This is a genomic window from Xanthomonas campestris pv. campestris str. ATCC 33913 (assembly GCF_000007145.1).
GTDB classification, from domain to species: domain Bacteria; phylum Pseudomonadota; class Gammaproteobacteria; order Xanthomonadales; family Xanthomonadaceae; genus Xanthomonas; species Xanthomonas campestris.
In genome coordinates this window covers 1,481,642-1,504,734 of sequence record NC_003902.1, presented here as the reverse complement: position 1 = coordinate 1,504,734, position 23,093 = coordinate 1,481,642, and the positions used below count along the sequence as shown (strand labels likewise).

General features: G+C 66.1%; 22 protein-coding genes. 3 read left to right on the top strand and 19 right to left on the bottom strand.

Annotated features, from left to right (window positions below):
- Nucleotides 1-56 precede the first annotated feature (56 nt).
- The 9 genes from XCC_RS06695 to XCC_RS06655 all read right to left on the bottom strand — a co-directional run bounded on the left by XCC_RS06695 (nucleotide 57) and on the right by XCC_RS06655 (nucleotide 8,584).
- Nucleotides 57-1,328 carry an FAD-dependent oxidoreductase gene (locus tag XCC_RS06695; RefSeq protein ID WP_011036480.1) on the bottom strand — a complete coding sequence of 424 codons (1,272 nt, stop codon included), beginning with the start codon at nucleotides 1,326-1,328 and terminating at the stop codon, nucleotides 57-59.
- Nucleotides 1,329-1,424: 96 nt separating this feature from the next.
- On the bottom strand, nucleotides 1,425-1,631 hold the full coding sequence (gene cspE / locus XCC_RS06690; RefSeq protein ID WP_003488188.1) for a transcription antiterminator/RNA stability regulator CspE: 207 nt from the start codon (nucleotides 1,629-1,631) through the stop codon (nucleotides 1,425-1,427).
- Between the two features lie 86 nt (nucleotides 1,632-1,717).
- Nucleotides 1,718-2,470, bottom strand: coding sequence for an S-methyl-5'-thioinosine phosphorylase (locus XCC_RS06685; protein ID WP_011036479.1), 753 nt, complete (start codon nucleotides 2,468-2,470; stop codon nucleotides 1,718-1,720).
- An 88-nt stretch (nucleotides 2,471-2,558) separates the two neighbouring features.
- A complete protein-coding gene (locus XCC_RS06680; RefSeq protein ID WP_011036478.1) occupies nucleotides 2,559-3,113 on the bottom strand; it encodes a hypoxanthine-guanine phosphoribosyltransferase in 555 nt (184 codons plus the stop codon).
- Nucleotides 3,113-4,108: a beta-N-acetylhexosaminidase gene (gene nagZ, locus XCC_RS06675; protein ID WP_011036477.1), complete on the bottom strand. Its 996-nt coding sequence runs from the start codon at nucleotides 4,106-4,108 to the stop codon at nucleotides 3,113-3,115. Before nagZ ends, XCC_RS06680 begins: the two co-directional genes overlap by 1 nt.
- 407 nt (nucleotides 4,109-4,515) lie before the next feature.
- The gene (locus XCC_RS06670; RefSeq protein WP_011036476.1) at nucleotides 4,516-6,105 is read right to left on the bottom strand and encodes a cryptochrome/photolyase family protein; all 1,590 of its coding nucleotides are present in this window, start codon (nucleotides 6,103-6,105) and stop codon (nucleotides 4,516-4,518) included.
- A gap of 170 nt (nucleotides 6,106-6,275) precedes the next feature.
- The gene (locus XCC_RS06665) at nucleotides 6,276-7,283 is read right to left on the bottom strand and encodes an NAD(P)/FAD-dependent oxidoreductase (protein ID WP_011036475.1); all 1,008 of its coding nucleotides are present in this window, start codon (nucleotides 7,281-7,283) and stop codon (nucleotides 6,276-6,278) included.
- A gap of 28 nt (nucleotides 7,284-7,311) precedes the next feature.
- Complete coding sequence (locus XCC_RS06660) at nucleotides 7,312-7,998, bottom strand: DsbA family oxidoreductase (protein WP_016944378.1); 687 nt, start codon at nucleotides 7,996-7,998, stop codon at nucleotides 7,312-7,314.
- 91 nt (nucleotides 7,999-8,089) lie between these two features.
- Entirely contained in the window at nucleotides 8,090-8,584 is a 495-nt protein-coding gene (locus XCC_RS06655; protein ID WP_011036473.1) for a CYTH domain-containing protein, read from the bottom strand.
- 93 nt (nucleotides 8,585-8,677) lie between these two features.
- On the opposite strand from XCC_RS06655, the gene XCC_RS06650 reads away from it, so the two are divergent.
- A complete protein-coding gene (locus XCC_RS06650) occupies nucleotides 8,678-9,319 on the top strand; it encodes a hypothetical protein (RefSeq protein ID WP_170873872.1) in 642 nt (213 codons plus the stop codon).
- 174 nt (nucleotides 9,320-9,493) lie between these two features.
- On the opposite strand, the gene rlmD is transcribed toward XCC_RS06650, so the two are convergent.
- Nucleotides 9,494-10,828 (bottom strand): 23S rRNA (uracil(1939)-C(5))-methyltransferase RlmD, encoded by a 1,335-nt coding sequence (rlmD, locus tag XCC_RS06645; RefSeq protein WP_011036471.1) that lies wholly within the window; start codon nucleotides 10,826-10,828, stop codon nucleotides 9,494-9,496.
- A 157-nt stretch (nucleotides 10,829-10,985) separates the two neighbouring features.
- On the opposite strand from rlmD, the gene XCC_RS06640 reads away from it, so the two are divergent.
- On the top strand, nucleotides 10,986-11,708 hold the full coding sequence (locus tag XCC_RS06640; RefSeq protein WP_011036470.1) for a response regulator: 723 nt from the start codon (nucleotides 10,986-10,988) through the stop codon (nucleotides 11,706-11,708).
- Between the two features lie 55 nt (nucleotides 11,709-11,763).
- Here the strand turns inward: XCC_RS06640 and recO are convergent, their stop codons facing one another.
- From recO to rpoE, 9 genes are all read right to left on the bottom strand, one after another.
- Nucleotides 11,764-12,489, bottom strand: coding sequence for a DNA repair protein RecO (gene recO, locus XCC_RS06635; RefSeq protein WP_011036469.1), 726 nt, complete (start codon nucleotides 12,487-12,489; stop codon nucleotides 11,764-11,766).
- 239 nt (nucleotides 12,490-12,728) lie between these two features.
- A complete protein-coding gene (gene era, locus XCC_RS06630) occupies nucleotides 12,729-13,625 on the bottom strand; it encodes a GTPase Era (protein ID WP_011036468.1) in 897 nt (298 codons plus the stop codon).
- A complete protein-coding gene (gene rnc, locus XCC_RS06625; RefSeq protein ID WP_011036467.1) occupies nucleotides 13,622-14,302 on the bottom strand; it encodes a ribonuclease III in 681 nt (226 codons plus the stop codon). Before rnc ends, era begins: the two co-directional genes overlap by 4 nt.
- Entirely contained in the window at nucleotides 14,292-14,699 is a 408-nt protein-coding gene (locus tag XCC_RS06620) for a DUF4845 domain-containing protein (RefSeq protein WP_011036466.1), read from the bottom strand. Before XCC_RS06620 ends, rnc begins: the two co-directional genes overlap by 11 nt.
- Nucleotides 14,700-15,500, bottom strand: coding sequence for a signal peptidase I (gene lepB, locus XCC_RS06615; protein ID WP_011036465.1), 801 nt, complete (start codon nucleotides 15,498-15,500; stop codon nucleotides 14,700-14,702).
- 103 nt (nucleotides 15,501-15,603) lie between these two features.
- Nucleotides 15,604-17,394 (bottom strand): translation elongation factor 4, encoded by a 1,791-nt coding sequence (gene lepA, locus XCC_RS06610; RefSeq protein ID WP_164923356.1) that lies wholly within the window; start codon nucleotides 17,392-17,394, stop codon nucleotides 15,604-15,606.
- 180 nt (nucleotides 17,395-17,574) lie between these two features.
- Nucleotides 17,575-19,152: a DegQ family serine endoprotease gene (locus tag XCC_RS06605; RefSeq protein ID WP_011036463.1), complete on the bottom strand. Its 1,578-nt coding sequence runs from the start codon at nucleotides 19,150-19,152 to the stop codon at nucleotides 17,575-17,577.
- Between the two features lie 109 nt (nucleotides 19,153-19,261).
- The gene (locus XCC_RS06600) at nucleotides 19,262-20,122 is read right to left on the bottom strand and encodes a sigma-E factor negative regulatory protein (protein WP_011036462.1); all 861 of its coding nucleotides are present in this window, start codon (nucleotides 20,120-20,122) and stop codon (nucleotides 19,262-19,264) included.
- Nucleotides 20,119-20,739, bottom strand: coding sequence for an RNA polymerase sigma factor RpoE (gene rpoE / locus XCC_RS06595; protein ID WP_011036461.1), 621 nt, complete (start codon nucleotides 20,737-20,739; stop codon nucleotides 20,119-20,121). Before rpoE ends, XCC_RS06600 begins: the two co-directional genes overlap by 4 nt.
- A gap of 236 nt (nucleotides 20,740-20,975) precedes the next feature.
- On the opposite strand from rpoE, the gene XCC_RS06590 reads away from it, so the two are divergent.
- Complete coding sequence (locus XCC_RS06590) at nucleotides 20,976-23,048, top strand: 3-hydroxyacyl-CoA dehydrogenase NAD-binding domain-containing protein (protein ID WP_011036460.1); 2,073 nt, start codon at nucleotides 20,976-20,978, stop codon at nucleotides 23,046-23,048.
- Nucleotides 23,049-23,093: the final 45 nt, after the last annotated feature.

The following is a 23,093-nucleotide window of genomic DNA, read 5'->3' as shown; positions in this document are numbered from 1 at the left end:
CACCAACTTCACTTCATCAGTGAAGCCAACCGCACGGCGACTGCCGCTGCACGTCACTACGCAGCCATGCCATCTCCTGCATTACTCGAACTTGGCACCGGCACCGGTTGCGCCAATGCATCGACGAACGCCGGGTCCAGCGCGAGCTTGCCGAACCAGCCGTGCTGGGTGCCGCTGAGCACGCGCAGCATGTGGCCGCGCCCACCCGGCACGCGGCCCATCGGCTGCAGCAACAGATCGCGTCCGCGCGCCCACACATCGCGCTCGGACTGGAACAGCGGCGTGAGCCAGCGACTCCAGCGGTGATAGATCGCCACATGCGCCTGGCGTTCGCGTTGGTAGCCCTGCAATGCGGCATCCAGATCCGCGCCGGCGCGCAAGGCATCGCGCATCGCCAGTGCATCCAGCAGCGCCATGTTCACGCCCTGCCCCAGCTGCGGGCTCATCGCGTGCGCGGCATCGCCGGCCAGCGCAAAGCGGCCGCGGTGCCAGCGCGACACCACCGCGTCGCGGTAGCTGGCGCGCGCCAAGGCGCCATGCACCTGCACGGTCTGCAGGCGCGCAAGCGCGTCCGGCCACATCTGCGCCACTTCTTCGCGCCAGGCGTCCATGCCGCGGGTTTCCCATGCAGCGAAATCGCTGCAGGGCAGGCTCCAGAAAAAGCTCAGCCGCGGCGTGTCATCGCCCGGCCGCGTGCCAACCGGCAGCAGCCCGATCATCTTGCGTGCGCCGATGTAGCGCTGCCGCAACTCGTCCACGTACGGCCAGTCTTCGCGCGGCAACAAACACCACAGCGCGCCCCATGGATACACCCGATCCAGCTGGGTGCCCTGGGCCTGTGCGCGCAAGGTCGATGCCGAGCCATCGGCGGCGATGATCAGATCGTAGGGGCCATGCCATTGCCCGCGCTGGTCCTGCACACGCACGCCGTCATGATCGATCGCAGTGATCTGCGTGCCGATGTGCAGGTTGGCGTACTCGGGCCAGGCATCGCGCAGCAACGCGAACAACGCGCCGCGCTGCATGCCCAGGCCCATCAGGCGCGCATCCAGGTCGCGGTAGCGCATGTCCATCACCGCACGCCCGCAGGGCGTCTCGCCATACAGCCGCCGCACCGGTGCACCGTGCTGCAAGGCCTGCTCCAGCAGCCCCATCTTCCACAGCACCTGCAGCCCGCTCGGCTGCAACAGAAATCCCGCACCAACCGGCCCGGGCGCGGGCGCGCGCTCGAACACGTCCAGGCGATGCCCATCGGCACCGAGCAGCACGGCCAGTGCCTGCCCCGCCGTGCCGTATCCCACTACCGCAATTCGCAATGTCTGCTGCATCGTCCGTGCTCTGTCTGCGTCCTCACCGGCCCGACATGGACCGGCGCAAAAAAAACCCCGCCGAAGCGGGGTTCTTCAATCGCACAATCGAGTGAATCACTCAACCGGCGTGATGTTCGAAGCCTGGGCACCCTTGGGGCCCTGGGTCACGTCATAACTGACGCGCTGGCCTTCCTGCAGGCTGCGGAAGCCCTTGGAGTTGATCGCGGAGAAGTGCGCGAAGACATCGGCGCTGCCGTCTTCCGGTGAGATGAAGCCAAATCCCTTGGCGTCGTTGAACCACTTGACGGTACCGTTCGGCATGGTGATGCGAGACCTTTGCAAAATTAATGGGTGGTGTACGGCGGAGCGTACGCGCCGAGTATGCAAAGCTTATGCCCCGATGACAATCACCCGCGTGCAAGTTCGCCAATCAGCTCCGGCAGTCCGGACGAGGCCGCATCCACGTTCGACAGCACCTCGGCCATGGTGATTTCCTGCGCGTCGCCACAGCCCGCCGCCCAGTTGGCCACGATCGCCAAACACGCATATTCCAGGCCTTTTTCGCGTGCCAGCGCTGCTTCGGGCATGCCGGTCATGCCGACCAGATCGCAGCCGTCGCGACGCATCCGCGCGATCTCTGCAATCGTTTCCAATCGCGGCCCCTGGGTGGCGCCATAGCATCCACCCGCTACCAGCGTGACGCCGGTCACCTTGGCCGCGGCGATCACCTTGCTGCGGAACATCGGCGAATACGGGTGGCCAAAGTCCACATGCTGCACCTCGCTGCCGGCCTCCTCGCAAAAGGTGGAGATGCGGCCCCAGGTGTAGTCGATCAACTGGTCCGGGCAGGCCAGCACACGCGGGCCGAAGGAATCGGTGATACCGCCGACAGTGTTGAGCGCCAGCACGCGGGTGGCACCAATTTGCTGCAGCGCAGCGATGTTTGCGCGGTAGTTGACCTTGTGCGGCGGCAGCGAATGACCTTCGCCATGCCTGGCCAGAAATGCCACGCGATGGCCGAGCAGCATGCCCACGCGGATCGGGCCGGACGGCGCGCCGTATGGGGTGTCGACCTCGTGCGTCTGCACCTGGTCGAGCTGGGCCAGCTTGTACACGCCGGTGCCGCCGATGACGGCCAATGCGATGGAATTGGAAGACACACAGACCTCTGCATCGAAAGACGAAAGAAGAACGCTGCACCGGCAATGGCGCAGTGCTGTACCCACCGGGGTGGGTAGGTGCGCTGGCTTACTGCTTCATCGCATAGATGGCAGGAATGCCGCGCAGCTGCTCGTTGACGTCCATGCCGAAGCCGAACACGTAGCGGTCGGCCACTTCCACGCCCACGTAGTCGGCGGTAACGCCCGGCACGCAGCGGTCATGGCGCTTGACGGTCAACACCGCCACGCGCACATCGGTGGCGCCCTGCTCCAGGCACCACTGGCGCACGCCCTGCAGGGTGTAGCCCTCATCCAGGATGTCGTCGACCAGGATCACCCGGCGGCCGAACAGCGCAGTGGCGGGGCGGTGCTTCCAGACCAGCTCGCCGCCGGTGGTTTCGCCGCGGTAGCGGGTGGCGTGCAGATAGTCGAACTGCAGGTCCTGTCCGCGCGCGCCCAGCTCCAGCGCCAACTGGCCGGAGAACGGCAGCGCGCCGTGCATGATGGTGAGATACACCGGCACTTCGCCGGCGTAGTCGCGCGCGATCGCATCGGCGATGGTGGCGACGGCGGCGTCGATGGCAGGGCGGTCGACCAGCAGATCGGCTTGGGCCAGGGCCTGGGAAATGGTGAGCGTGGACATCAGGCAAGTGTTCCGAAAGAGGCGGAAAGGGAGGTGGTGGGAGCATCGGCGAGCAGGCCATCCCAGCCCAGCGCGCCGCGGCCGATCAGGCCGATCAGTGCGGCAGTGTTGAGCGTACGGCCGGCCACCGCCTGCAAGGACTCGGCGACCAGTTCGGGGTGACAGACCAGCACCACGTCGCAGCCGGCATCCAGGTGCGCGTGCACCCGTCCGGCGACGCCGCCAGCACTGAACGAGGCGGCCATGCCGATGTCGTCGGAGAAGACCACGCCACGGAAGCCCAGTTGCCCGCGCAGGATCTGCTCGATCCAGCGCGACGCGTAGCCGGCCGGCTCCGGCGCCACCTGCGGGTAGACCACGTGGGCCATCATCACCGCGTCGGCACCGGCGTCGATCCCGGCCACGAACGGCACCAGGTCCTCGGCCAGCAGGACGTCCAGCGGCCGTGGGTCGCTGGCGTGGTCGACATGGGTGTCTTCCAGCACGGTGCCGTGGCCGGGGAAATGCTTGAGCGTGGCGCCCATGCCGGCGGCGTGCAGCGCCTGCACGTAGGCACGGGTGAAGCTGGCCACCACCTGCGGGTCGTCGCTGAAGGCGCGGTCGCCGATGGCGCGGTTGCCGCGTGCCAGGTCCACCACCGGGGCAAAACTGAGATCAACACCACTGGCGCGCACTTCGCTGGCCATCAGCTGCGCATGCGCGCGGGCCTGGGCAAGCGCGCCTTCCGGGTCGGTGGCATACAGCGCGCCAAAGCTCTGCAGCGGCGCCAAGGCGCTGTAACCCTCGCGAAAGCGCTGCACCCGGCCGCCTTCCTGGTCCACGCAGATCAATTGCGGGCGCGGCGCCGCGGCGCGGATGGCGGCCGACAACTCGGCCACCTGCGTGCGCGAGGCGAAGTTGCGCTTGAACAGCACCACGCCGGCGACGGCGTCGTGCTGCAGCCAGTCGCGTTCCTGTGCGCTGAGTTCGGTACCGGCAACGCCGATCAGAAGCATGTTGGGGACTCCCGGGCCAGACGCCACGATGGCGCAGCGCGGCATTGTCGCAGATGCGCGCAGCAGCGTCAGACCGCGCATTCAGGCAAGGGCGGCCGTGGCTGGCGGTTGTGCGGGTGCTGGGAATGGGGCCGGCGACCTTGTTGGGTGCCGGAGCTAGCCCTTCGCAGCGATTTTTTTATTGGGTTTGCTTGCAGGCGCTGTCGGCTGACTGGCTGCCGCGCTCTGCAGACCCGTGCCGGTGTGATTGCTTGTGCCGGTGTGGCGCGCGGTAACGCTTCCGCGTGACCAGCCAGGTTGCATGTGCAGGCGCAGCCAAGAATTCCCCCTCAGGCTGAAAAAGGGATCCAGCTACCAACGGCACCGAACTCGCCCCGACGGCCCCCATTGCCGTGCTACCCAGGCGCCTACAGCACCTCCAAGTGCGCGCGCCAATGCTCCGCCTGCGCCTGCAGCTGCGCCAGCGCCTCCGGCGCCATGTCGTCCAGTTGCCGGTACGGCAACGCCAGCCGCTCATTGCTTCCCAACAGCGCGCGCTGGCGGGCCAGAAAATCCCAGTACAGCGCGTTGTACGGGCATGCGCGCGGGCCCACCCGCTGCCTGCGCTGATAGGCGCAGCCAGTGCAGTAGTCGCTCATACGATCGATATACGCCGCGCCGCTGATATAGGGCTTGCTGCCGAGAAAGCCGCCGTCGGCGAACTGACTCATGCCAACCGTATTGGGCAACTCCACCCACTCGAACGCATCGATGTAGACGCCCAGATACCAGCGATGCAGGGCCTGCGGATCCAGCCCCGCCAACAACGCAAAGTTGCCGATCACCATCAGCCGCTGGATGTGGTGGGCATGCGCGTTATTCAACGAATTGCCGATCGCATCGGCCAGGCAACGCATGCCGATCTGCCCATCCCAGAACCAGTGTGGCAGCGGCGCGTGCTGGCCCAGCTGATTGGATTGCGCGTAACCGGGCATCTGCGACCAGTACACACCGCGCACATACTCGCGCCAGCCCAGGATCTGGCGGATGAAGCCTTCCACCGACGCCAGCGGCGCGTGCCCGTCGCGCCACGCCGCCTCGGCACGTGCAATCACTTCGGCCGGGTGCAACATCTTGACGTTCAGTGCGAACGACAGCAGCGAATGAAACAGCCGCGGGCTGCGCGTGCTCATCGCATCTTCGTAGCGGCCGAAGTGCGGCAGCGCGTGCGTGATGAAGTCGTCCAGCTGCTGCAGCGCTTCGTCGCGGTGCAGCGGCCACGGCAAGGCATCGGCCTGCGGCGCACCGAAACTGCGCACGCCAGCTGCTTCGATGGTCTGCCAGAGCGCGGCATGGTCGTGGGTCATGCGCCAGTCCGCCGGTGCCGGCGGGTCGCCCGGCCACGGCGCGCGATTGTCATGGTCGAAGTTCCAACGCCCGCCTTCCGGTGCGCCCGCGTGGTCCAGCAGGATGCGATGCCGTCGCCGCATGTGGCGATAGAACACCTCCATGCGCCAGGCCGCACGCGCATCGAAGCACCCGGCTACGTCCTCGCGCTCGGTCAGGAAATGTTCGCTGCCCACCATGCGGCTGGCGAACGGCTGGGCTGCGCACCACTGCTCCAGCAGTTCATCCAGGCGCCACTCGTCCGGCGCCTGGTATTCCAGCCACTTGGCGCGGTAGTGCACCATCAACGCTTCCAGATTGGCGGTGATCGACTGCCGATTGCTGGGCGTGTCGATGCTGACGTAACGCACGCGGTGCCCGGCCTGCCGCAAGCGTGCGGCGAAGGCGCGCATCGCCGCGAAAATCGCCAGGATCTTTTGCGCGTGATGCAATACGTAGTCGGTTTCCGCGCGCACCTCCATCAGCACGTAGACCACACTGGCGTTGGGCGTCACGAACCAGCTATGCAGCGGATTGAGCTGGTCGCCCAGCACCAGGCGCAGCGTATGCGCCGGCACCCAGCGCTGCGGTTCGGCGCCCGTGTCTGCACCGCCTGCATCGTGTTCACGCATCGGCGGCACGCGACTCGTATCCGACGCGGGATGCGCATGCTGCTTGCTTCATCACGCAGTGCGCCCGGCGCCGCCTGCTGTCATCGCGATGTGCCCGCTCAACCTGATCCGCCATGCGGCTGTGCTCCTAAACCTCTCCCCTGCAATACGCGCAGTGGCAGCAGATGGATTCAGTCGCGACCGCCTGCGTCATACGCGCAGATGCGTTGCGCCAGCGCGGCTCCGCTACACCAGGCGCCCTCGACCTTGCCGCCTGCCAACCAATCGCCGCACAGCCCTGCCGCCGATGCTGCATCCCACACGCACGCATCGGCCACGGCCAGGGATTCGGTACTGGCCGCTTCCCAGAAGAAGGCCTCACACGCCAGCGGCGCGGGGAGGCCGAGCGCCTGGAGTTCCGGCAACAGCTGGTCGATCACCTGGGCTGGCGTGGCATCCCGGTGGGCGTGACTCCACGCCGCGGTGGCGTGCAGCAGCCAGGTCTCCGCACCGACGCGGCCGGGCTTGCTGGAATTGCGGGCGATCCAGCGCAGTGCGCCGGCATTGACGAACAACCCGTCGTAACCCGCCTCCACCGGCGCCGTAAAACGTGCCACCACGGCCCAGGCCGGTTGCATGCGCACGCGGGCAGCAACGCGCGCCAGGTCGCTCGCAGCCGTCTCCAGCAACGCAGCGGCCTGCGGCGCGGGCAGTGCCAGCACCAGCAGTTCGGCAGGCACGGCTTCTGGCAGACCAGCACCTCTCAGTGCCCAGCCGTGTTCGGTGCGTTGCAGCGCATCGATGCGCGTTTCGGTACGCAGGTCTAGCCCGACCGCCAGCGCATGCGCTGGCGCCGCCATATCCGGCACTCCGACAAAGCGTTGCAGCGTGCCAAGTGAGGGCTGCAGGGTGGAGCCATCCCAACTGGCCAGACGCGCAAGCCAGGGCGCAGCGCAGTCATTTGCTACCCACGCCCCCACCGCCGCCATGAAGTCCGGATCACGCGCAGTGAAGTACTGCGCGCCGTGATCGCAGTGCCACTGCTGGCCTGCAAGCGCGCGCATGCGTCCACCTGGCGCCGGAGCCTGCTCGAAGACCGTCACGGCGTAGCCGGCCGCCTGCAGCACGCTGGCGCAGCGCAGGCCGGCCAGCCCGGCGCCGATCACCGCCACCGTGCGCCGCGTGCGGGGCCCGCGCATCAGGGTGTGGCGACCGCGGCCGCGCGCATCAGATCGCGCAACCGTCCGGGCCGCAGGCATCGCCGGTAGCGGCGGCCGGCGCGGATTCGGCGGCCAATTGCAGCAACGCCTGTGCCATGACATCGGCCGGTTGCGCACCCTGAAGCAGGCTGCGTCCGTCGATGACGAAACTGGGTACCGCGCGGATACCAATCTGCGCGGCCTGCAGCAGTTGCGCCTGGACCTGCGCACTGCCCTCGTCGGACGCCAGCAGCGCCTGCACGCGTGCCGGCGCCAACCCGCCAGCCGCACCGGCAGCGATCAGGGTGTCGGCCGCCGCAAGATTCTTGCCTTCGGCAAAGTGCGCATGGAACAGCGCTTCGATCACCGGCTCGACATCACCCTCGCGCGCCGCCAACCAGATCAGCCGGTGCGCGGGCAAGGTGGTGACCTGTACCTGCCCACGCGAAAAATCAAACGGCAGGCCTTCGGCGCGCGCGGTTTGCTGGGTCTGCGCCAGCAATTGTTCGGTACGTTCGGCGCTGCCGAACTTCGGCAGCAAGGCCTCGCGCAAGGGCACCGGCTGCAGGCCACTGTCTGGATCCAGCTGGAAGGCGTGGTAGTGGATTTCCAGCGCCGGCAAGCGCTCCCCAAGCGTGGCCACGGCCTGCTCGAAGCGGCGTTTGCCGATCCAGCACCACGGGCACACCACATCGGACCAGATATCGATTCTCATGACAGGTGTGTGCATCGCATGGTTGAGTTGGGTTGCAGCATAGACGCTGCGCCGCGCGAACAGATCCCCCGCGCCTTGCGGCCGGTGGAACTCAGCGTACCGACCACTGCGAAAATGGCTGCGATGCCAACGCCAGGTTGTAGTAACGCGCATCGTCGGTGACTTCTGCGCCGATCCAGTCTGGCAGTTGCAGCGCTTCGTCGGCGTGCTCCAGCTCGACCTCCGCCACCACCAGCCCGGCGTTGTCACCCAGGAATTCGTCCACTTCCCACACATGCCCGGCGTACTCAACCAGATGCCGGCGCTTGTCGATCAGCCCACCCACACACAACGCGAGCAACGCGCGCGCATCGTCGAGCGGAATCGGATATTCGAACTCCTGACGGGTATGCCCGAGCTCGCGCGACTTGAGGTTGAGGAATGCCGCATCGCCCTGGAGGCGCACACGCACCGAGGCATTCTGCGCACCACTGCGCAGCGACGCCTGGTCGTTGATATAGCCCTGCGCCATCGGAATGACCGCATGCGTGGCGGTACGCCAGCCGTCGCCGGTCACCAGAAATTTGCGTTCGATTTCGATACCCATGAAGGCAAGTATGGCCGGCCGCGCGGAAAAATGCCTGGCTATTGTGGGAGCCACCCACCTACACTCCGCGCCCCCACTGAAAGGATGCACGCCATGACAGGCCGTCGCCGTTACACACCGCAGATCGTTCTTGCCACCGCACTGCTGCTCGCCGCCAGCGGTGCAAGCGCCGCGGCCGCAGCGCCCTCGCTCGCACAGGCCCAAGCCGCGCTGGACACAGCGATGCAGAAGGACGCGGCAGGCAACCCCAACCAGGGCGATGACGTGATGGGTGAGCTGTTTCGCCCACGTTTGACGGCTCTAGTTGGCTGCCTGCCCGCCGCGGAGCAGACGACCCCAGGCGCAGTCGATTGCCTCGTCACCGGACAGGCCGGACCCAGCGAAAAGCACATGGCACTGCGATTCCTGCCAACCGCCAACGGCTGGCAGTTGCAGCACAGCGACACCGAGATGGAAGTCGCCGCACCGGTGCCCGACAACGCGCGCGTGCAGGTGCTGCTACGGGAAGATTTTTCCAAGAAGCTGGTGACCGAACGCAATGAAGCTGTGCGCAAGAGTCTCGAACAGGCGGTCAGCACGGCGCAGGTCCTTGCGGTGGAGCGCTGCGCCGTCTCCGAGCACGCACCGGTGGTTGCCTGCACTGTCCAGGCCAGTGCTGCCAACGAGCGCGGCGAATTGCCGATGCAGTTCGCCCTGGTCGATGGGCAGTGGCAGAACGCCACCCCCGCACACTGACTGACGCGGCGTACGCGCCTCGCTGCAGTAGTTCCGACGCGCTCGCCATCACTGGGTGCGTGCGTGGAATGGCCCACACACATCCCGACCGGGATGTGTGCAGCATCAGCTGCCAGTGCAGGTACGCTTCGGATCAGCACACGTGACGCGTGACGCAAACGCGCAAGCCTCGCGCTAGCGCTTCTCAAACACCGCGATGCTTTCCACATGGGCGGTGTGCGGGAACATGTCCATCGCACCGGCACTGAGCAGGCTGAAGCCCTGCTCGTTCACCAGGTAGCCAGCATCGCGTGCCAATGACCCTGGGTGGCAGCTCACATAGACGATGCGCTTGAACTGCTTCAGCGGCAGCTGCTGCAGCACGTCGATGGCGCCGGAGCGCGGTGGATCCAGCAACAGCTTGTCGAAGCCCTGGCGCATCCACGCAGTCTGCCGCTGATCTTGCGTGAGGTCCGCTGCGTAGAACTGCGCATTGTCCAGCCCGTTACGCTGTGCATTCTCGCGTGCACGCGCCACCAAACCGGCGTCGCCCTCCACGCCCACGACTTCGCGCACGGTACGCGCCAGCGGCAGGGTGAAATTGCCCAGACCACAGAACAGGTCCAACACCCGGTCATCGGGCTTGGCATCGAGCAATGCCAGGGCGTGGGCAATCATCTTCTGATTGAGCGAGGCATTGACCTGGATGAAGTCCAACGGACGAAACGCCAGCTCCACGTCCCATTTCGGCAACCGGAACGACAGCGGCACCTCTTGCGGCCACAACGGATGCACACTGTCCACGCCGCCAGGCTGCAGGAAGATCGCAAAATCGTGCGCCTGGGCGAACTCCACCAAGGCCTGCTCGTCACGTGCGCTGAGCGGCTGCAGATGGCGGATGGTCAGCGCCACGGCATCGTCGCCGGCGATGAATTCAATCTGCGGAATGTCGCGCTTGCCGTCCATGCCTTCGACCAGCGCCGCCAGCTGCGGAATCTTCTCGCCAATCTGCGGAATCACCGTGTAGCAGACCGACAGGTCGGCCACGAAGCGCGGGTCCAGTTCGCGGAAGCCGACCAGGGTCTTGTCCTTCTTCTCGACCCGGCGCACCGAAAAGCGGCCCTTGCGGCGATAGCCCCAGGTATCGCCCACCAGGGCCGGCAGCACCGTCTGCGGCGTGACGTGGCCGATGCGCTCCAGGTTGTCCATCAGCACGCGCTGCTTGGCCACGATCTGCTGCGATTCTTCCAGATGCTGCAGCACGCAACCGGCGCACACACCAAAATGCGGGCAGCGCGGCGCCACCCGCTGCGGCGATGCCTGCAGCACTTCCACCGTTTTGGCCTCATCGAAATGGCGGCTGCGTGCGGTGGGCTCGGCGACAACCACCTCACCCGGCAGCGCGCCACTGATGAAGGTGACCTTGCCGCCCTCGCCATCGCGGCGCGCCACACCGCGGCCGTCATGGCTCAGGTCGGTGATCGCGGTCTGGAACGGGGTACGGTCGAAACGGTTTCTGGATCTGGCCACGTGGCGAAAGCTGCGGGCAAAAAGGGTGCGTATTGTCGCAGATGCGATTGCCGCCGGTCGCCATACGGGTGCGAGCAATTGTCGCGCCCCGCAAACCAGGGCACACTTCGGGAGCTCGCGCTACACGCAGTACGCGGCACGCTGATAAGGAGGCAGCATGAACATGGCAACACGTCAGGAACCCCAGCCGCGCGTTCTGTTGGTCGAGGACGACCCGATCAGCCGTGGCTTTCTGCAGGCCGTGCTCGAAAGCCTGCCCGCCCAGGTCGACTGGGCCGACTCCCTGTCTTCGGCACTGGACCGCGCGCGCGCGCGCCGGCATGACCTGTGGCTGATCGACGTCAACCTCCCAGACGGCACCGGCAGCGACCTGTTGCGCGCCCTGCGCCTGCTGCACCCGGATGTCCCCGCCCTGGCGCATACCGCCGACGGCAACGCGGCCATGCAACGCGGCCTGCAATCAGACGGCTTTCTGGAAATGCTGGTCAAGCCGCTGACCTCCGAACGGCTGCTGCAGGCGGTACGCCGGGGCCTGGCACGTGGGCGCTACAGCGTGGCCCCGGTGGGCGTGGTGGATATCGCCGCCAGCGACTGGGACGAAGCCGCCGCACTGAGTGCGCTCAACGGCCAGCAGCATCACCTCAATGCCTTGCGCGAATTGTTCCTGGCAGAGCTGCCTGGCACCCGCGACGCCGTAGATTCGGCGCTGCTGGTCAGCGACGAGCTGGCGCTGCGCAATCACTTGCACCGTCTGCAGGCCAGCTGTGGGTTTGTCGGTGCCGCCCGGCTTGCTGGCGCAGTGCGGTTGCTGCGTGGCGATCCGCAGTCGCGCATTGCACAGAACCAGTTCCATGCCGCAGTGGCCGCGCTGCTGCACTGAACCGCTGGCCGGCATCTCCGGGGCACCCCCGGGCATCGACCGGGCGCAACGCCATCTAAGCGCCGCGTCGCGCCAATTCTTCCAGCATCTCCCAGGACTTGAGTCCGCGCCCGCTCAGGTGGTGCAGCAAGACTCCGCGCATGCTGCGGCGCAGCCCCGGCATATCCTCGGTGGCCGGTACCCGGTCCTCGCCCAGCGCCAGCAACGCCGCACCAGTCACGGTCTCGCGGCGATCCTGCGCCAGCCGCTCGCTCAATACCCGCCGCGCGCCGTCCTGCGGATCGAGCCGGTAACGGGCGGCCGGATCGATCGGCTGGCCGTCACTGTCGTGTTGCAGATCGAAGCCGAACCCCAGCCCGTCGAGCACGTCGCGCTCGAACTGCCGCAATCCCCATGCCAGCGCGGCACCGGAAGCCAGGTGCGCACGCGCCTGCGCATAGCAGTCGAACAGCTCCGGCACCGGCGCATGGCGCGGTGCAAGCCGCAGCAACAGTTCGCTGATATAGAAACCCGCCAGCATCGCTTCGCCAAGCAACCGCGGCGCGGTATCGATGGCCTCGGCCTGGCGCAGCTGCGCCAACTCGCCGCGCTGCACCGCGGTGAACTGGATCAATTGCAGCGGCTGCAGCGCAGCGCGCAACGCCTGCTTGCGTGGCCCGTGCACGCCCCGCGCCAGCAATCCCACGCGCCCGTGCTGCTCGGTCAACACTTCCACCAGCAAGCTGGTCTCGCGCCAGGCGCGTGCGTGCAGGACAAAGCCGCGCTCGTGTTCGATCAGCATGACAGTGTGTTCGGCCAGGTGCTCGCTTGGCAGCAGTTGACCGCCGCACGCCGGGACAGCGAAATTGCAGACGCCTCGCGCGTGAACTGACACATCAGCACAGGTCGGAACCTCTCACACAAGCACCGGCATGGGCGCCACCTGTTAACCCTTGACACTGGAAGCGTTGGTCTCAAGCAGGAATCAGCCCCATGCACACGCGCGCCTGGCGCTTGCGCCCTCGACTACCCCGCCTCTGCTCAGTCGTAACCGAAGGCCTTCAACGCAGCCTCGTCGTCCGACCAGCCCTCGCGCACGCGCACCCAGGTTTCCAGAAACACCTTGGCACCGAACAAGCGCTCCATCTGCAGGCGCGCCTTGCCGCCGATGTCCTTCAGGCGGGTGCCGCCCTTGCCGATCACGATGGCCTTCTGTCCCTCGCGCTCGACCCAGATCACTGCGCCGATGCGCAGCAGCGCACCGTCCTCGGCAAAGCGTTCGATCTCCACGGTGGTGGCATACGGCAGTTCTTCGCCCAGTTGGCGCATCAGCTGCTCGCGCACCAGTTCGCCGGCCAGAAAACGCTGGCTGCGATCGGTGATTTCGTCTTCGCCGTACATCGCCTCGGCTTCGGGCACCAGCTTGAGCAGGTCGCTCACCAACGCCTCCAGGCCCTTGCGCTTGAGCGCAGAGACCGGATGCACGGCGGCGAACGTGCGCCCTTCGCTGACCTGCGCCAGGAACGGGAACAGCGCGGTCTTGTCCTTGAGCCGGTCCACTTTATTGACCACCAGCACCACCGGCACGTCAGCGTCGCTGAGCACGCGGAATGCCAGGGTGTCTTCTTCGTCCCAGCGGCCTGCCTCGATCACCAGCACCGCGGCATCCACGCCTTCCAGCGAGCCGCGCGCGGCGCGGTTCATCACCCGGTTCATCGCGCGCTTCTGCTCGCGGTGCAGCCCGGGTGTATCGACCAGCATCAGCTGGCCTTCCGGGAAGGTGGCAATGCCCAACAGACGGTGGCGCGTGGTCTGCGGACGATTGGAGACGATGCTGACCTTGGCGCCAACCAGCGCATTGGTCAGGGTGGACTTGCCGACATTGGGACGGCCGATCACGGCAACGCTGCCGCTGCGGTGGGGAGAGGTTTCGCTCACGTGTTCGAATCCAGTTGTGCGATGACGGTGGCTGCGGCCTGTTGCTCGGCAAGCCGACGAGACGTGCCCTGCCCCTCGGCGCGGGCGGCTGGCTGCTCAAGGATGCAGGCGACATGGAACTGCTTGGCGTGTTCGTCGCCGCTTTCGCTGATCAGGGCGTACTGCGGCAATGGCAATTGCCGTGCCTGCAGCCATTCCTGCAGCCGGGTCTTGGGATCTTTCTCGGCCTTGCCGACCGGCAACGCGGCCAGCGACGGTTCGAACCAGGGCAGCACCACCGCGCGGCAACGCTCGAACCCGCAGTCCAGATAGATCGCCGCGACGATCGCTTCGACCGCGTCGGCCAGGATCGAATCGCGGCGATGCCCGCCGGATTTCAATTCGCCCGGGCCCAGCGTCAAGCGCTCGCCCAGGTTGAGGGTGCGCCCAATGACGGCCAGCGCGCCCTCGCGCACCAGCTCGGCGCGCGCACGGGTCAAGGCGCCTTCATCGGCCTTGGGCCAGCGCTGATACAACGCCTCGGCGATCAGCAGATTGACGATGCCATCGCCCAGGAATTCCAGACGCTCGTTATGCGGCGTCCCGGCGCTGCGATGACGCAGCGCCTGGGCGAGCAGACCCGGATCGGCAAACGCATGTCCGATCGGATCACCGCGCTGGAAAGTTCTATTCGACACCACGCCTCGTCAGATCCTGCTCGGTGTCGAACTTGCCGACAACATCGAGATTGCCGACCAGCTCACGCCGCACTTCGTAGTTGACCTTCATCCGCCAGCCGCCTTCGATGCGCTCGAACTTGACGTCCCCTGGCTTGACGCTTTCGGAGGAGTTGATATCGAGCCGCTTGAAGAACATGTCCTGCAATTTGGACGGGTCCATGTCGGCACTGCCCGCTTCATTCGCAAGGCCCTTCATCGACGTACGGACTGCGTAATATTCCTGATACATCGGGAACAACTTCATCCCCAGATACAACGCAAACCCCACCACCGCCAGCACCACCACGAACGACGTCAACGTCATACCGCTTTGCTTGCGCTTCATTGTGTGTCCCCCGGCACGCACCGCGTGCATTTACTGGATTCCAGTCCCGATCCGCGATGGATCGAAACTCCCCTTGCAGAACCACCCTTCACAATTGAGCCAGATCAGGAACGCCTTGCCGCGGAGATTGGCCTCCGGCAGGAAGTGCGTCTGCGTCCAGAATCGGCTGTCCTCGCTATTGTCGCGATTGTCCCCCATCACGAAATAGCTGTCTGCCGGCACCGTCCAGTCACCCTGGCCAGCCGGCATGTTGCGGTCTACCCACTCCAGCACGGTGTGGGTCCGCCCGGGCAGGTCTTCCACCAGCAGCGTGGTACCGGTCATCTCGGCGCCCTTGCCCTTGCCGATGTACTCGCCCTTGACGGTGTAGCGCATCGGCTTGTCGTTGATGTACAGCGTGTCACCGTGGAAGCCGATCTTGTCGCCCGGCAGGCCGACCACGCGCTTGATCCAATTCTGGTCCGGCGCATGCGGCGGCTTGAACACCACCACGTCGCCGCGCTTGGGTTCACCGGTCGGGATGAACTTGGTGTTGGTGATCGGCAACCGGAAGCCGTAAGCGAACTTGTTGACCAGGATGAAATCACCGATGAGCAGGTTGGGCATCATCGAGCTGGACGGAATCTTGTACGGCTCGGCCACGAAGCTGCGCAGGATCAGCACCACCGCCAGCACCGGAAAGAACGCACGCGAGTAGTCGATGATCGCCGGCTCGCTGTCCAGCAGACCGGCGCGCGCCGCGCGGCGCTTGGCCAGGAACAGCTTGTCCAGTAGCCAGATGAAGCCGGTGCCCAGCGTCAACACAACCAGGGCGATTTCAAACCATTTCATTGATGTTCCTTCGGAAAGGGAATCGGGAATCGGGAATCGAGAATCGGAACAGCAGGAGCGCGCACGCCCTGACGATTCCCGATTCCCGATTGACCATTCCCAGCTACTTATCCATCTGCAGAACGGCCAGGAAGGCCTCCTGCGGAATCTCCACGCGGCCGACCTGCTTCATGCGCTTCTTGCCTTCTTTCTGCTTTTCCAGCAGCTTTTTCTTGCGCGAAACGTCGCCACCATAGCATTTGGCCAACACGTTCTTGCGCATCGCCTTGACCGTAGAACGCGAGATGATCTGCGAGCCGACGGCGGCTTGAATTGCCACGTCGAACATCTGCCGCGGGATCAGCTCCTTCATCTTTTCGCACAGCTCGCGGCCGCGCCGATCGGCGTAGCTGCGGTGCACGATGATGCTCAGCGCATCGACCTTGTCGCCGTTGATCAGTGTGTCCACGCGCACGAACGGGCCGACCTGGAAGCGCAGGAAGTGATAGTCCAGCGAGGCATAGCCGCGGCTGACCGACTTGAGCTTGTCGAAGAAGTCCAGCACCACTTCGGCCATCGGCAGCTCGTAGCTGATCTGCACCTGGCTACCGAGGTAGTTGATGCCGATCTGGCTGCCGCGCTTTTCTTCGCACAGAGTGATGATGTTGCCGACGTAATCGGGCGGCGTGAGGATGTTGGCGCGGATGATCGGCTCGCGAATCTCTTCCACGTGGTTGAGCGGCGGCAGCTTGGACGGGTTGTCCATCGGGATGATGGTGCCGTCGGTCTTGAGCACCTCATAGACCACCGTCGGCGCGGTCGAAATCAGATTGAGGTTGTACTCGCGCTCCAGCCGTTCCTGCACGATTTCCATGTGCAGCATGCCCAGGAAGCCGCAACGGAAGCCGAAGCCCATCGCCTCGGAACTTTCCGGCTCGAAGCGCAACGCGGCATCGTTCAGACGCAGCTTGTCCAGCGCTTCGCGCAGGTCCGGATAGTCCTCGGCATCGACCGGAAACAGGCCGGCGAACACGCGCGGCTGCATTTCCTGGAAACCGGGCAATGCGTGCGGCGCCGGGTCGGCCGCCAGGGTGAGGGTGTCGCCGACCGGCGCGCCGTGCACGTCCTTGATCGAGGCATTGATCCAGCCCACTTCGCCGGCGCCCAGTGCCACCAGTTCCTTGCGCTTGGGTGTGAACACGCCGACCTTGTCGACCAGATGCGTACGACCGGTGGACATCACCTGGATCTTGCTGCCCGGCTTGATCTCGCCCTGCATCACGCGCACCAGCGACACCACACCTAAGTAGTTGTCGAACCACGAGTCGATGATCAACGCCTGCAGCTTGTCGGTATCGCGCGGCTTGGGCGGCGGAATCCGGTGCACGATCGCTTCGAGCACCAGATCGATATTGAGGCCGGTCTTGGCACTGACCGCCACCGCATCCTCGGCGTCGATGCCGATCACCGCCTCGATTTCGGCCTTGGCCCGCTCGATATCGGCGGTGGGCAGGTCGATCTTGTTGAGCACCGGCACCACTTCCAGGCCCTGCTCCACGGCGGTGTAGCAGTTGGCGACCGACTGCGCTTCCACGCCTTGCGCCGCATCCACCACCAGCAATGCACCTTCGCAGGCCGCCAGCGAGCGGCTGACTTCATAGGAGAAGTCCACATGCCCGGGGGTGTCGATGAAGTTCAGGAAATAGGTCTGCCCGTCTTTTGCCGTGTACGGCAAGGACACCGACTGCGCCTTGATCGTGATGCCACGTTCGCGCTCAATCGGGTTGGAGTCGAGCACCTGGGCTTCCATCTCGCGCGCCTGCAAACCGCCGCACAGTTGGATGATCCGGTCGGCCAGGGTGGATTTCCCGTGGTCGACGTGGGCAATGATGGAGAAGTTGCGGATATTCCGCATTGAATCAGAGGACATTGAGGTGGGCGCCGGCGGTGCCGTCGTCAGGGTAACGCCACATTATCGCACGGCTTGGCCTGCCAGGCCGGGATTGGGGAATCGGGAATGGAGAATCGTAAAAGCAGACGGCATGACCTGCCGCTGTTTCCGATTCCCCACTCCCAACTCCCGATTCCCTGCGTCTCAGCCGCCCGCCTTCAACGCCACATAGCTGGTGGCCTTGCCATCGGTGACCAGCAGCATCACCACGTCGCCCTTCTTGTAGCTGGCCAGCGCACGGTTCAGCTCGGCAACGCTGCCGACCTTGGTGCGGCCGACCCGGGCGATCACCAGGCCCGGAGCTAGTGGCGGCTGGGTACTGCGTGCAGCCGAGCCGGTGACCGAGGCAATGCGCACACCCTCACCCGCTTCCAGACCCATGCGGCTGCGCTCGGCGGCGGTCAGGTCCGCAACCTGCAGGCCCAGCAGCTCCACGCTGGCCGGCGCGGACGGCTTGCTATCGTCGGCCGCAGTGCGCGGGGCGCTGCTGCCAGACTCGTTTTCCAGCGTGCCCAGGGTGACGGTGACCTGGCGCGGCTTGCCGTCGCGCAGCACGTTCAAGCTGACCTTGGTGCCCGGCGGCATCAGGCCGATCATCGGCGGCAGGTCGCTGGCCACCGCGATTTCCTTGCCGTTGACCGAGCGGATCACATCGCCCACCTCGATGCCGGCCTTGCCAGCCGGGCTGCCGGCGGGGATGTCGTTGACCAGCGCGCCGCGCGTATCCGGCAGGCCCAGACCCTGCGCTTTCAGCGTATCGATCGGACCGACGGCCACGCCCAGCATGCCGCGGCTGACATGCCCGCTGGCCTTGATCTGCTCGGCCGCACTGAAAGCCAGGTCGATCGGGATCGCGAAGCTGATCCCCATGTAGCCACCCGAAGCGGAGAAGATCTGCGAATTGATGCCGACCACCTCACCACGCGTATTAAGTAGCGGACCACCGGAGTTGCCCTGGTTGATCGCCACGTCGGTCTGGATGAACGGCACGTAGCGCTGGTCGGCGTATGGATTGCTGCGACCGGTGGCGCTGACGATGCCGGCAGTGACCGAATGATCCAGCCCGAACGGCGAACCGATCGCCACCACCCACTGGCCCGGCTTGAGCGTGTTGGAATCGCCGATGCGCACGGTCGGCAGGCCCTTGGCCTCGATCTTCAGCAGGGCCACGTCGAACTGCTCGTCGCTGCCAACCACCTTGGCCTTGAACTCGCGACGGTCGGTGAGCTTGACGGTCACCTCGCTGGCGCCATCCACCACGTGATGATTGGTCAGCACGTAGCCGTCGGCGGAAATGATGAAGCCCGAACCCATCGACTTGCCGGCGATGCCGCCATCATCATCGCCCTGCCCCGGCCCCTGACGCGGGCCGCCCGGCATCTGGAAATCCGGGCCGAAGAAGCGCTTGAAAAACTCCGGCATCTGCTCGTCGTCGGGCATCGCGCCGCCGCCACGTCCGCCCGGACCGCCGCGCTGCGAGCGCGCCATGGCGTCCTTGCGGGTGATGGTGGTTTCGATATTGACCACGCCCGGGCCGACCTGCTCGACCAGATTGGTGAAATCCGGCAAGCCCGCCACCAGCTGCGGCGCCGGCGTGGTGCTGCGGTTGGCCGCGATCGGCGCGCTGGTCTTGGCTGGCGCTTCGGGTTGCTGCGCGCAGGCAGCCAACGGCAGGGTCATGGCCAACAGGCCGAACATCTGGGTGCGGATGCGGGGATTCATCAGGTTGCCTCCGATGGCAGGGCGACAAGGGCCCAGACCCGAGCAGTTGCAAGGGCCGGACACGGTAACGGGAGCATGGATGCCGAACGGGTGAGAAACGGCGAGAACATCAGTCCTGCGGCGGCGGAGCTGGCTGTGCTCGGCCTGCCGCAGCGGCCGCCTGCGGGGCGGGCTCGAACGGATAGAACGCTGGCGCCTGCCGGCTTTGACTGAAGCTGGCGTTGAGCGGGCTTTCGCCCGACCCCGCCAGTGCGGCGCGTGGCCACGGGCGGGCCTGCAGCGTGGCTTCAGGATGCGTGAACGGGTTTGCTGCCGCCGGCGAGGCGACCGCGGGCGTTGCAGCCGGGGCCGCAGCCGAGGCCACCATCCGGGCCGGTGCCTGCTGGTTGCGCGCCGCCACGCTGCGAGCGACCTGCTGATTGCGGGTCGCCGCGCCACGCCGGGCCGAGGCCAGCGCCGCCGCGGGCACGGCCGCCGCCAGGGCAACCACGTCGTCCGGCGCATCCGGGGCCTTCGGCGCCTGTGGGGCGGGAGTGGATGCGGGTAGCTGTGCGGTGGTGGCGAACACCTGCTCGGCGGGCGCGGGCGCGGCCACCTCAGGCAGCCGTTCGCGGGACACGAACAAGGCGATCGCGGCGACCGATGCCGCCAACGCAGCACCGCCCCCCCAACGCCAGCGCGCCGCAGGGCGTGCAGCGGGCGCCGCGGCAGGTGCCGGTTCTTCGGCCACGGCAGCGCGCACCTTGGCGGTGAAATCCAGCGGCGCCGGGGCACTTGCCGCGCCGCGCAGCACATCGCCGCAGAGCTGCCAGCGCTCCTGGCAGCCGGCCAACTCTTCGTCATGGGCCAGGCGCCGCAGCAAAAAGCGCGACTCCTCGGCACTCAGCTCGCCATCCACCAGCGCGGACAGCTGCTGGCGATAATGACGTTCGAACTTGTCGGTGGTGGACATGTCAGGGTTATTGGTCATACACGGTGTCGCTCACGGGTAGCGCTTTCGGTCTCCAGCAGAGGCCGTAGCTCGATGTCGATGGCCTCGCGCGCCCGGAAGATGCGCGAGCGCACCGTTCCGATCGGGCAATCCATCTTTCGCGCGATCTCCTCGTAACTCAGCCCTTCCACCTCGCGCAGGGTGATGGCCGACCGGAGTTCTTCCGGCAAGGCTTGGACCGCACGCATCACCGTTTGTTCCAGCTCCTGTCGCATCAATTCGCGCTCCGGGGTGTCGGTGTCGCGCAAGCGGGTCGCACCATCGAATTGTTCGGCGTCGCTGACGTCGATGTCATCGGTGGGCGGGCGGCGATTGTGCGCAACCAGGTGGTTCTTGGCAGTGTTCACGGCAATGCGGTGCAGCCACGTATAGAACTGGGCGTCGCCACGAAAACTGTTGATCGCGCGGTAAGCGCGCACAAACGTATCCTGGGCCACGTCCTGGCATTCGCTCCAGTCGGCGATGTAGCGCCCGATCAGGGCGACGATCCGGTGCTGGTACTTGCGCACCAACACATCGAACGCCGCGCTCTCGCCGCGCTGCACACGCCGGACCAGTTCCAGATCCAGCTCCTGAGGTGTATCGACTTCGGCCATGTCGGGCCGCACTCCTGTCTGCCCACCGAAGTCGGGCAATGAGACCGCCATTGAAAAGAAAAGTTCCTACCGATCCAAACGATCGCAGCGCTGCCGCAAACAGCGGCGCCGACGTGTCGCTGGCGACGCCTTGCACTGGGCCGGCACGGTCCTGCGACAGGTATGGGTATTTGACGTGAAGGAAACAACCTCTGGATGATAACGGCCTTTCCTTATATCGCCGGATGGCCAACCGCATGCTTCCAGGTTTCGACGGGCTCCGATTCAGCCATTGGCAGGCAGACCTGCGCGAGGACGGCGTGCTCGTGCTCAGCCTCGACCGCCAGGGCGCAGCGGTCAATGCCTTCTCGCAGGACGTGCTGCTCGAACTGGGCGATGTCATCGAACGCCTGGCACTGGATCCGCCCAAGGGCGTGGTGCTGCGCTCGGCCAAGGCCAATGGCTTCATCGCCGGCGCCGACCTGAAGGAATTCCAGGAATTCGACCGCCGCGGCACCGTCAACGACGCAATTCGGCGCGGCCAGCAGGTGTTCCAGAAACTGGCCGAGCTGCCCTGCCCCACGGTGGCCGCCATCCACGGCTTCTGCATGGGCGGCGGCACCGAGATTGCACTGGCCTGCCGCTACCGGGTGGCCTCCGACGATGGCAGCACGCGCATCGGGCTGCCGGAAACCAAGCTCGGCATCTTTCCCGGCTGGGGCGGCAGCGCCCGCTTGCCGCGCCTGATCGGGGCACCGGCGGCAATGGACTTGATGCTCACCGGGCGCACGGTGTCGGCCAAGGCTGCGCGGGCGATGGGCCTGGTCGACAAGGTTGCCGCACCGGCGGTGCTGGTGGATGTGGCTGCGGCGCTGGCATTGGCCGGCACCACGCGCCCGTTCAAGCAACGCGCCACCGCCTGGGCGACCAACACTCTGCTCGCACGCAAGCTGCTGGCACCGCAGATGCGCAAGCAGGTCGCGCGCAAGGCCCGCAAGGAACACTATCCCGCGCCGTATGCGTTGATCACCACGTGGGAGCGCGCCGGTGGCGGCGGGATCCAGGCCCGCCTGGCGGCCGAGCGCAAGGCAGTGGTCAAGCTTGCCAGTACGCCGGCAGCGCGCAATCTGATCCGCATCTTCTTCCTGACCGAGCGGCTCAAGGCCCTTGGCGGCAAGGACACCGGCTTGCCCGCCATCCGCCACGTGCATGTCGTCGGTGCCGGCGTGATGGGCGGTGATATCGCGGCGTGGGCCGCCTACAAGGGCTTTGAAGTCACGCTGCAGGACCGCGAACAGCGCTTCATCGATACCGCCCTTGCGCGCGGCGGCGAACTATTTGGCAAGCGCGTAAAGGACGAGACCAAGCGCCCCGCCGTGGCCGCACGTCTGCGCGGCGATCTGGCCGGCAGCGGCGTGGCGCAGGCGGATCTGATCATTGAAGCGATCATCGAAAACCCGCAAGCCAAGCGCGACCTGTATCAGAGCATCGAGCCGCACCTCAAGCCGGATGCGCTACTCACCACCAACACCTCCTCGATCCCGTTGACCGAATTGCGTGGGCACATCCAGCGCCCGGCACAGTTTGCCGGCCTGCACTATTTCAACCCGGTGGCGATGATGCCGCTGGTGGAAATCGTGCAGCACGACGGGCTGGATCCGGCCAACGTGGCGCGGCTGGCCGCGTTCTGCAAGGCGCTGGACAAATTCCCGGTGCCGGTCGCCGGCACGCCGGGGTTCCTGGTCAACCGCGTGCTGTTCCCGTACTTGCTGGAAGCGTCCACCGCGTATGCCGAGGGCATTCCCGGGCCGGTGCTGGACAAGACCGCGGTGAAGTTCGGCATGCCGATGGGGCCGATCGAATTGATCGACACCGTGGGCCTGGACGTGGCCGCCGGCGTCGGTGCGGAGCTCGCCCCGTTCCTGGGCCTGCCGATCCCGGCAGCACTGGCCACGGTGGAGGCCGGCAAGCGCGGCAAGAAGGACGGCCAGGGCTTGTACAAATGGGAAAACGGCCGCGCGGTCAAACCCGAAGTTGCCAGCGGCTACGAGGTGCCGACAGACCTGGAAGACCGCCTGATCCTGCCATTGCTCAACGAAGCGGTGGCCTGCCTGCACGAAGGCGTGGTGGCCGATGCGGACCTGCTCGATGCCGGCGTGATCTTCGGCACCGGCTTTGCGCCCTTCCGCGGCGGCCCGATCCAGCACATCCGCAGCGTCGGTGCAGACGCGCTGCTGGCCCGCCTGCATGCCTTGCAGGCGCGGTATGGCGAGCGGTTTGTACCGCGGCCGGGTTGGGAGTCGCCAGTGTTGCGGGAGCCGGTGGCATAAAAGATCTCAACCCAAAACGCCACTACGCAGTGGCGTTTTTTTTAA

What these genes read in the sequence shown, in the direction of transcription:
- XCC_RS06600 (WP_011036462.1), bottom strand. Translation starts at nt 20,122, where the DNA reads ATGACCAATAACCCTGACATGTCCACCACCGACAAGTTCGAACGTCAT.
- XCC_RS06605 (WP_011036463.1), bottom strand. Translation starts at nt 19,152, where the DNA reads ATGAATCCCCGCATCCGCACCCAGATGTTCGGCCTGTTGGCCATGACC.
- XCC_RS06640 (WP_011036470.1), top strand. Translation starts at nt 10,986, where the DNA reads ATGAACATGGCAACACGTCAGGAACCCCAGCCGCGCGTTCTGTTGGTC.
- XCC_RS06670 (WP_011036476.1), bottom strand. Translation starts at nt 6,105, where the DNA reads ATGCGTGAACACGATGCAGGCGGTGCAGACACGGGCGCCGAACCGCAG.
- XCC_RS06620 (WP_011036466.1), bottom strand. Translation starts at nt 14,699, where the DNA reads ATGCACGCGGTGCGTGCCGGGGGACACACAATGAAGCGCAAGCAAAGC.
- lepB (WP_011036465.1), bottom strand. Translation starts at nt 15,500, where the DNA reads ATGAAATGGTTTGAAATCGCCCTGGTTGTGTTGACGCTGGGCACCGGC.
- XCC_RS06695 (WP_011036480.1), bottom strand. Translation starts at nt 1,328, where the DNA reads ATGCAGCAGACATTGCGAATTGCGGTAGTGGGATACGGCACGGCGGGG.
- XCC_RS06660 (WP_016944378.1), bottom strand. Translation starts at nt 7,998, where the DNA reads ATGAGAATCGATATCTGGTCCGATGTGGTGTGCCCGTGGTGCTGGATC.
- rpoE (WP_011036461.1), bottom strand. Translation starts at nt 20,739, where the DNA reads ATGGCCGAAGTCGATACACCTCAGGAGCTGGATCTGGAACTGGTCCGG.
- nagZ (WP_011036477.1), bottom strand. Translation starts at nt 4,108, where the DNA reads ATGCTTCTGATCGGCGTTGCCGGTACCGAACTCAGCGCACAGGAACGC.
- XCC_RS06650 (WP_170873872.1), top strand. Translation starts at nt 8,678, where the DNA reads ATGACAGGCCGTCGCCGTTACACACCGCAGATCGTTCTTGCCACCGCA.
- XCC_RS06665 (WP_011036475.1), bottom strand. Translation starts at nt 7,283, where the DNA reads ATGCGCGGGCCCCGCACGCGGCGCACGGTGGCGGTGATCGGCGCCGGG.
- cspE (WP_003488188.1), bottom strand. Translation starts at nt 1,631, where the DNA reads ATGCCGAACGGTACCGTCAAGTGGTTCAACGACGCCAAGGGATTTGGC.
- lepA (WP_164923356.1), bottom strand. Translation starts at nt 17,394, where the DNA reads ATGCGGAATATCCGCAACTTCTCCATCATTGCCCACGTCGACCACGGG.
- XCC_RS06590 (WP_011036460.1), top strand. Translation starts at nt 20,976, where the DNA reads ATGCTTCCAGGTTTCGACGGGCTCCGATTCAGCCATTGGCAGGCAGAC.
- recO (WP_011036469.1), bottom strand. Translation starts at nt 12,489, where the DNA reads ATGCTGATCGAACACGAGCGCGGCTTTGTCCTGCACGCACGCGCCTGG.
- XCC_RS06680 (WP_011036478.1), bottom strand. Translation starts at nt 3,113, where the DNA reads ATGTCCACGCTCACCATTTCCCAGGCCCTGGCCCAAGCCGATCTGCTG.
- XCC_RS06655 (WP_011036473.1), bottom strand. Translation starts at nt 8,584, where the DNA reads ATGGGTATCGAAATCGAACGCAAATTTCTGGTGACCGGCGACGGCTGG.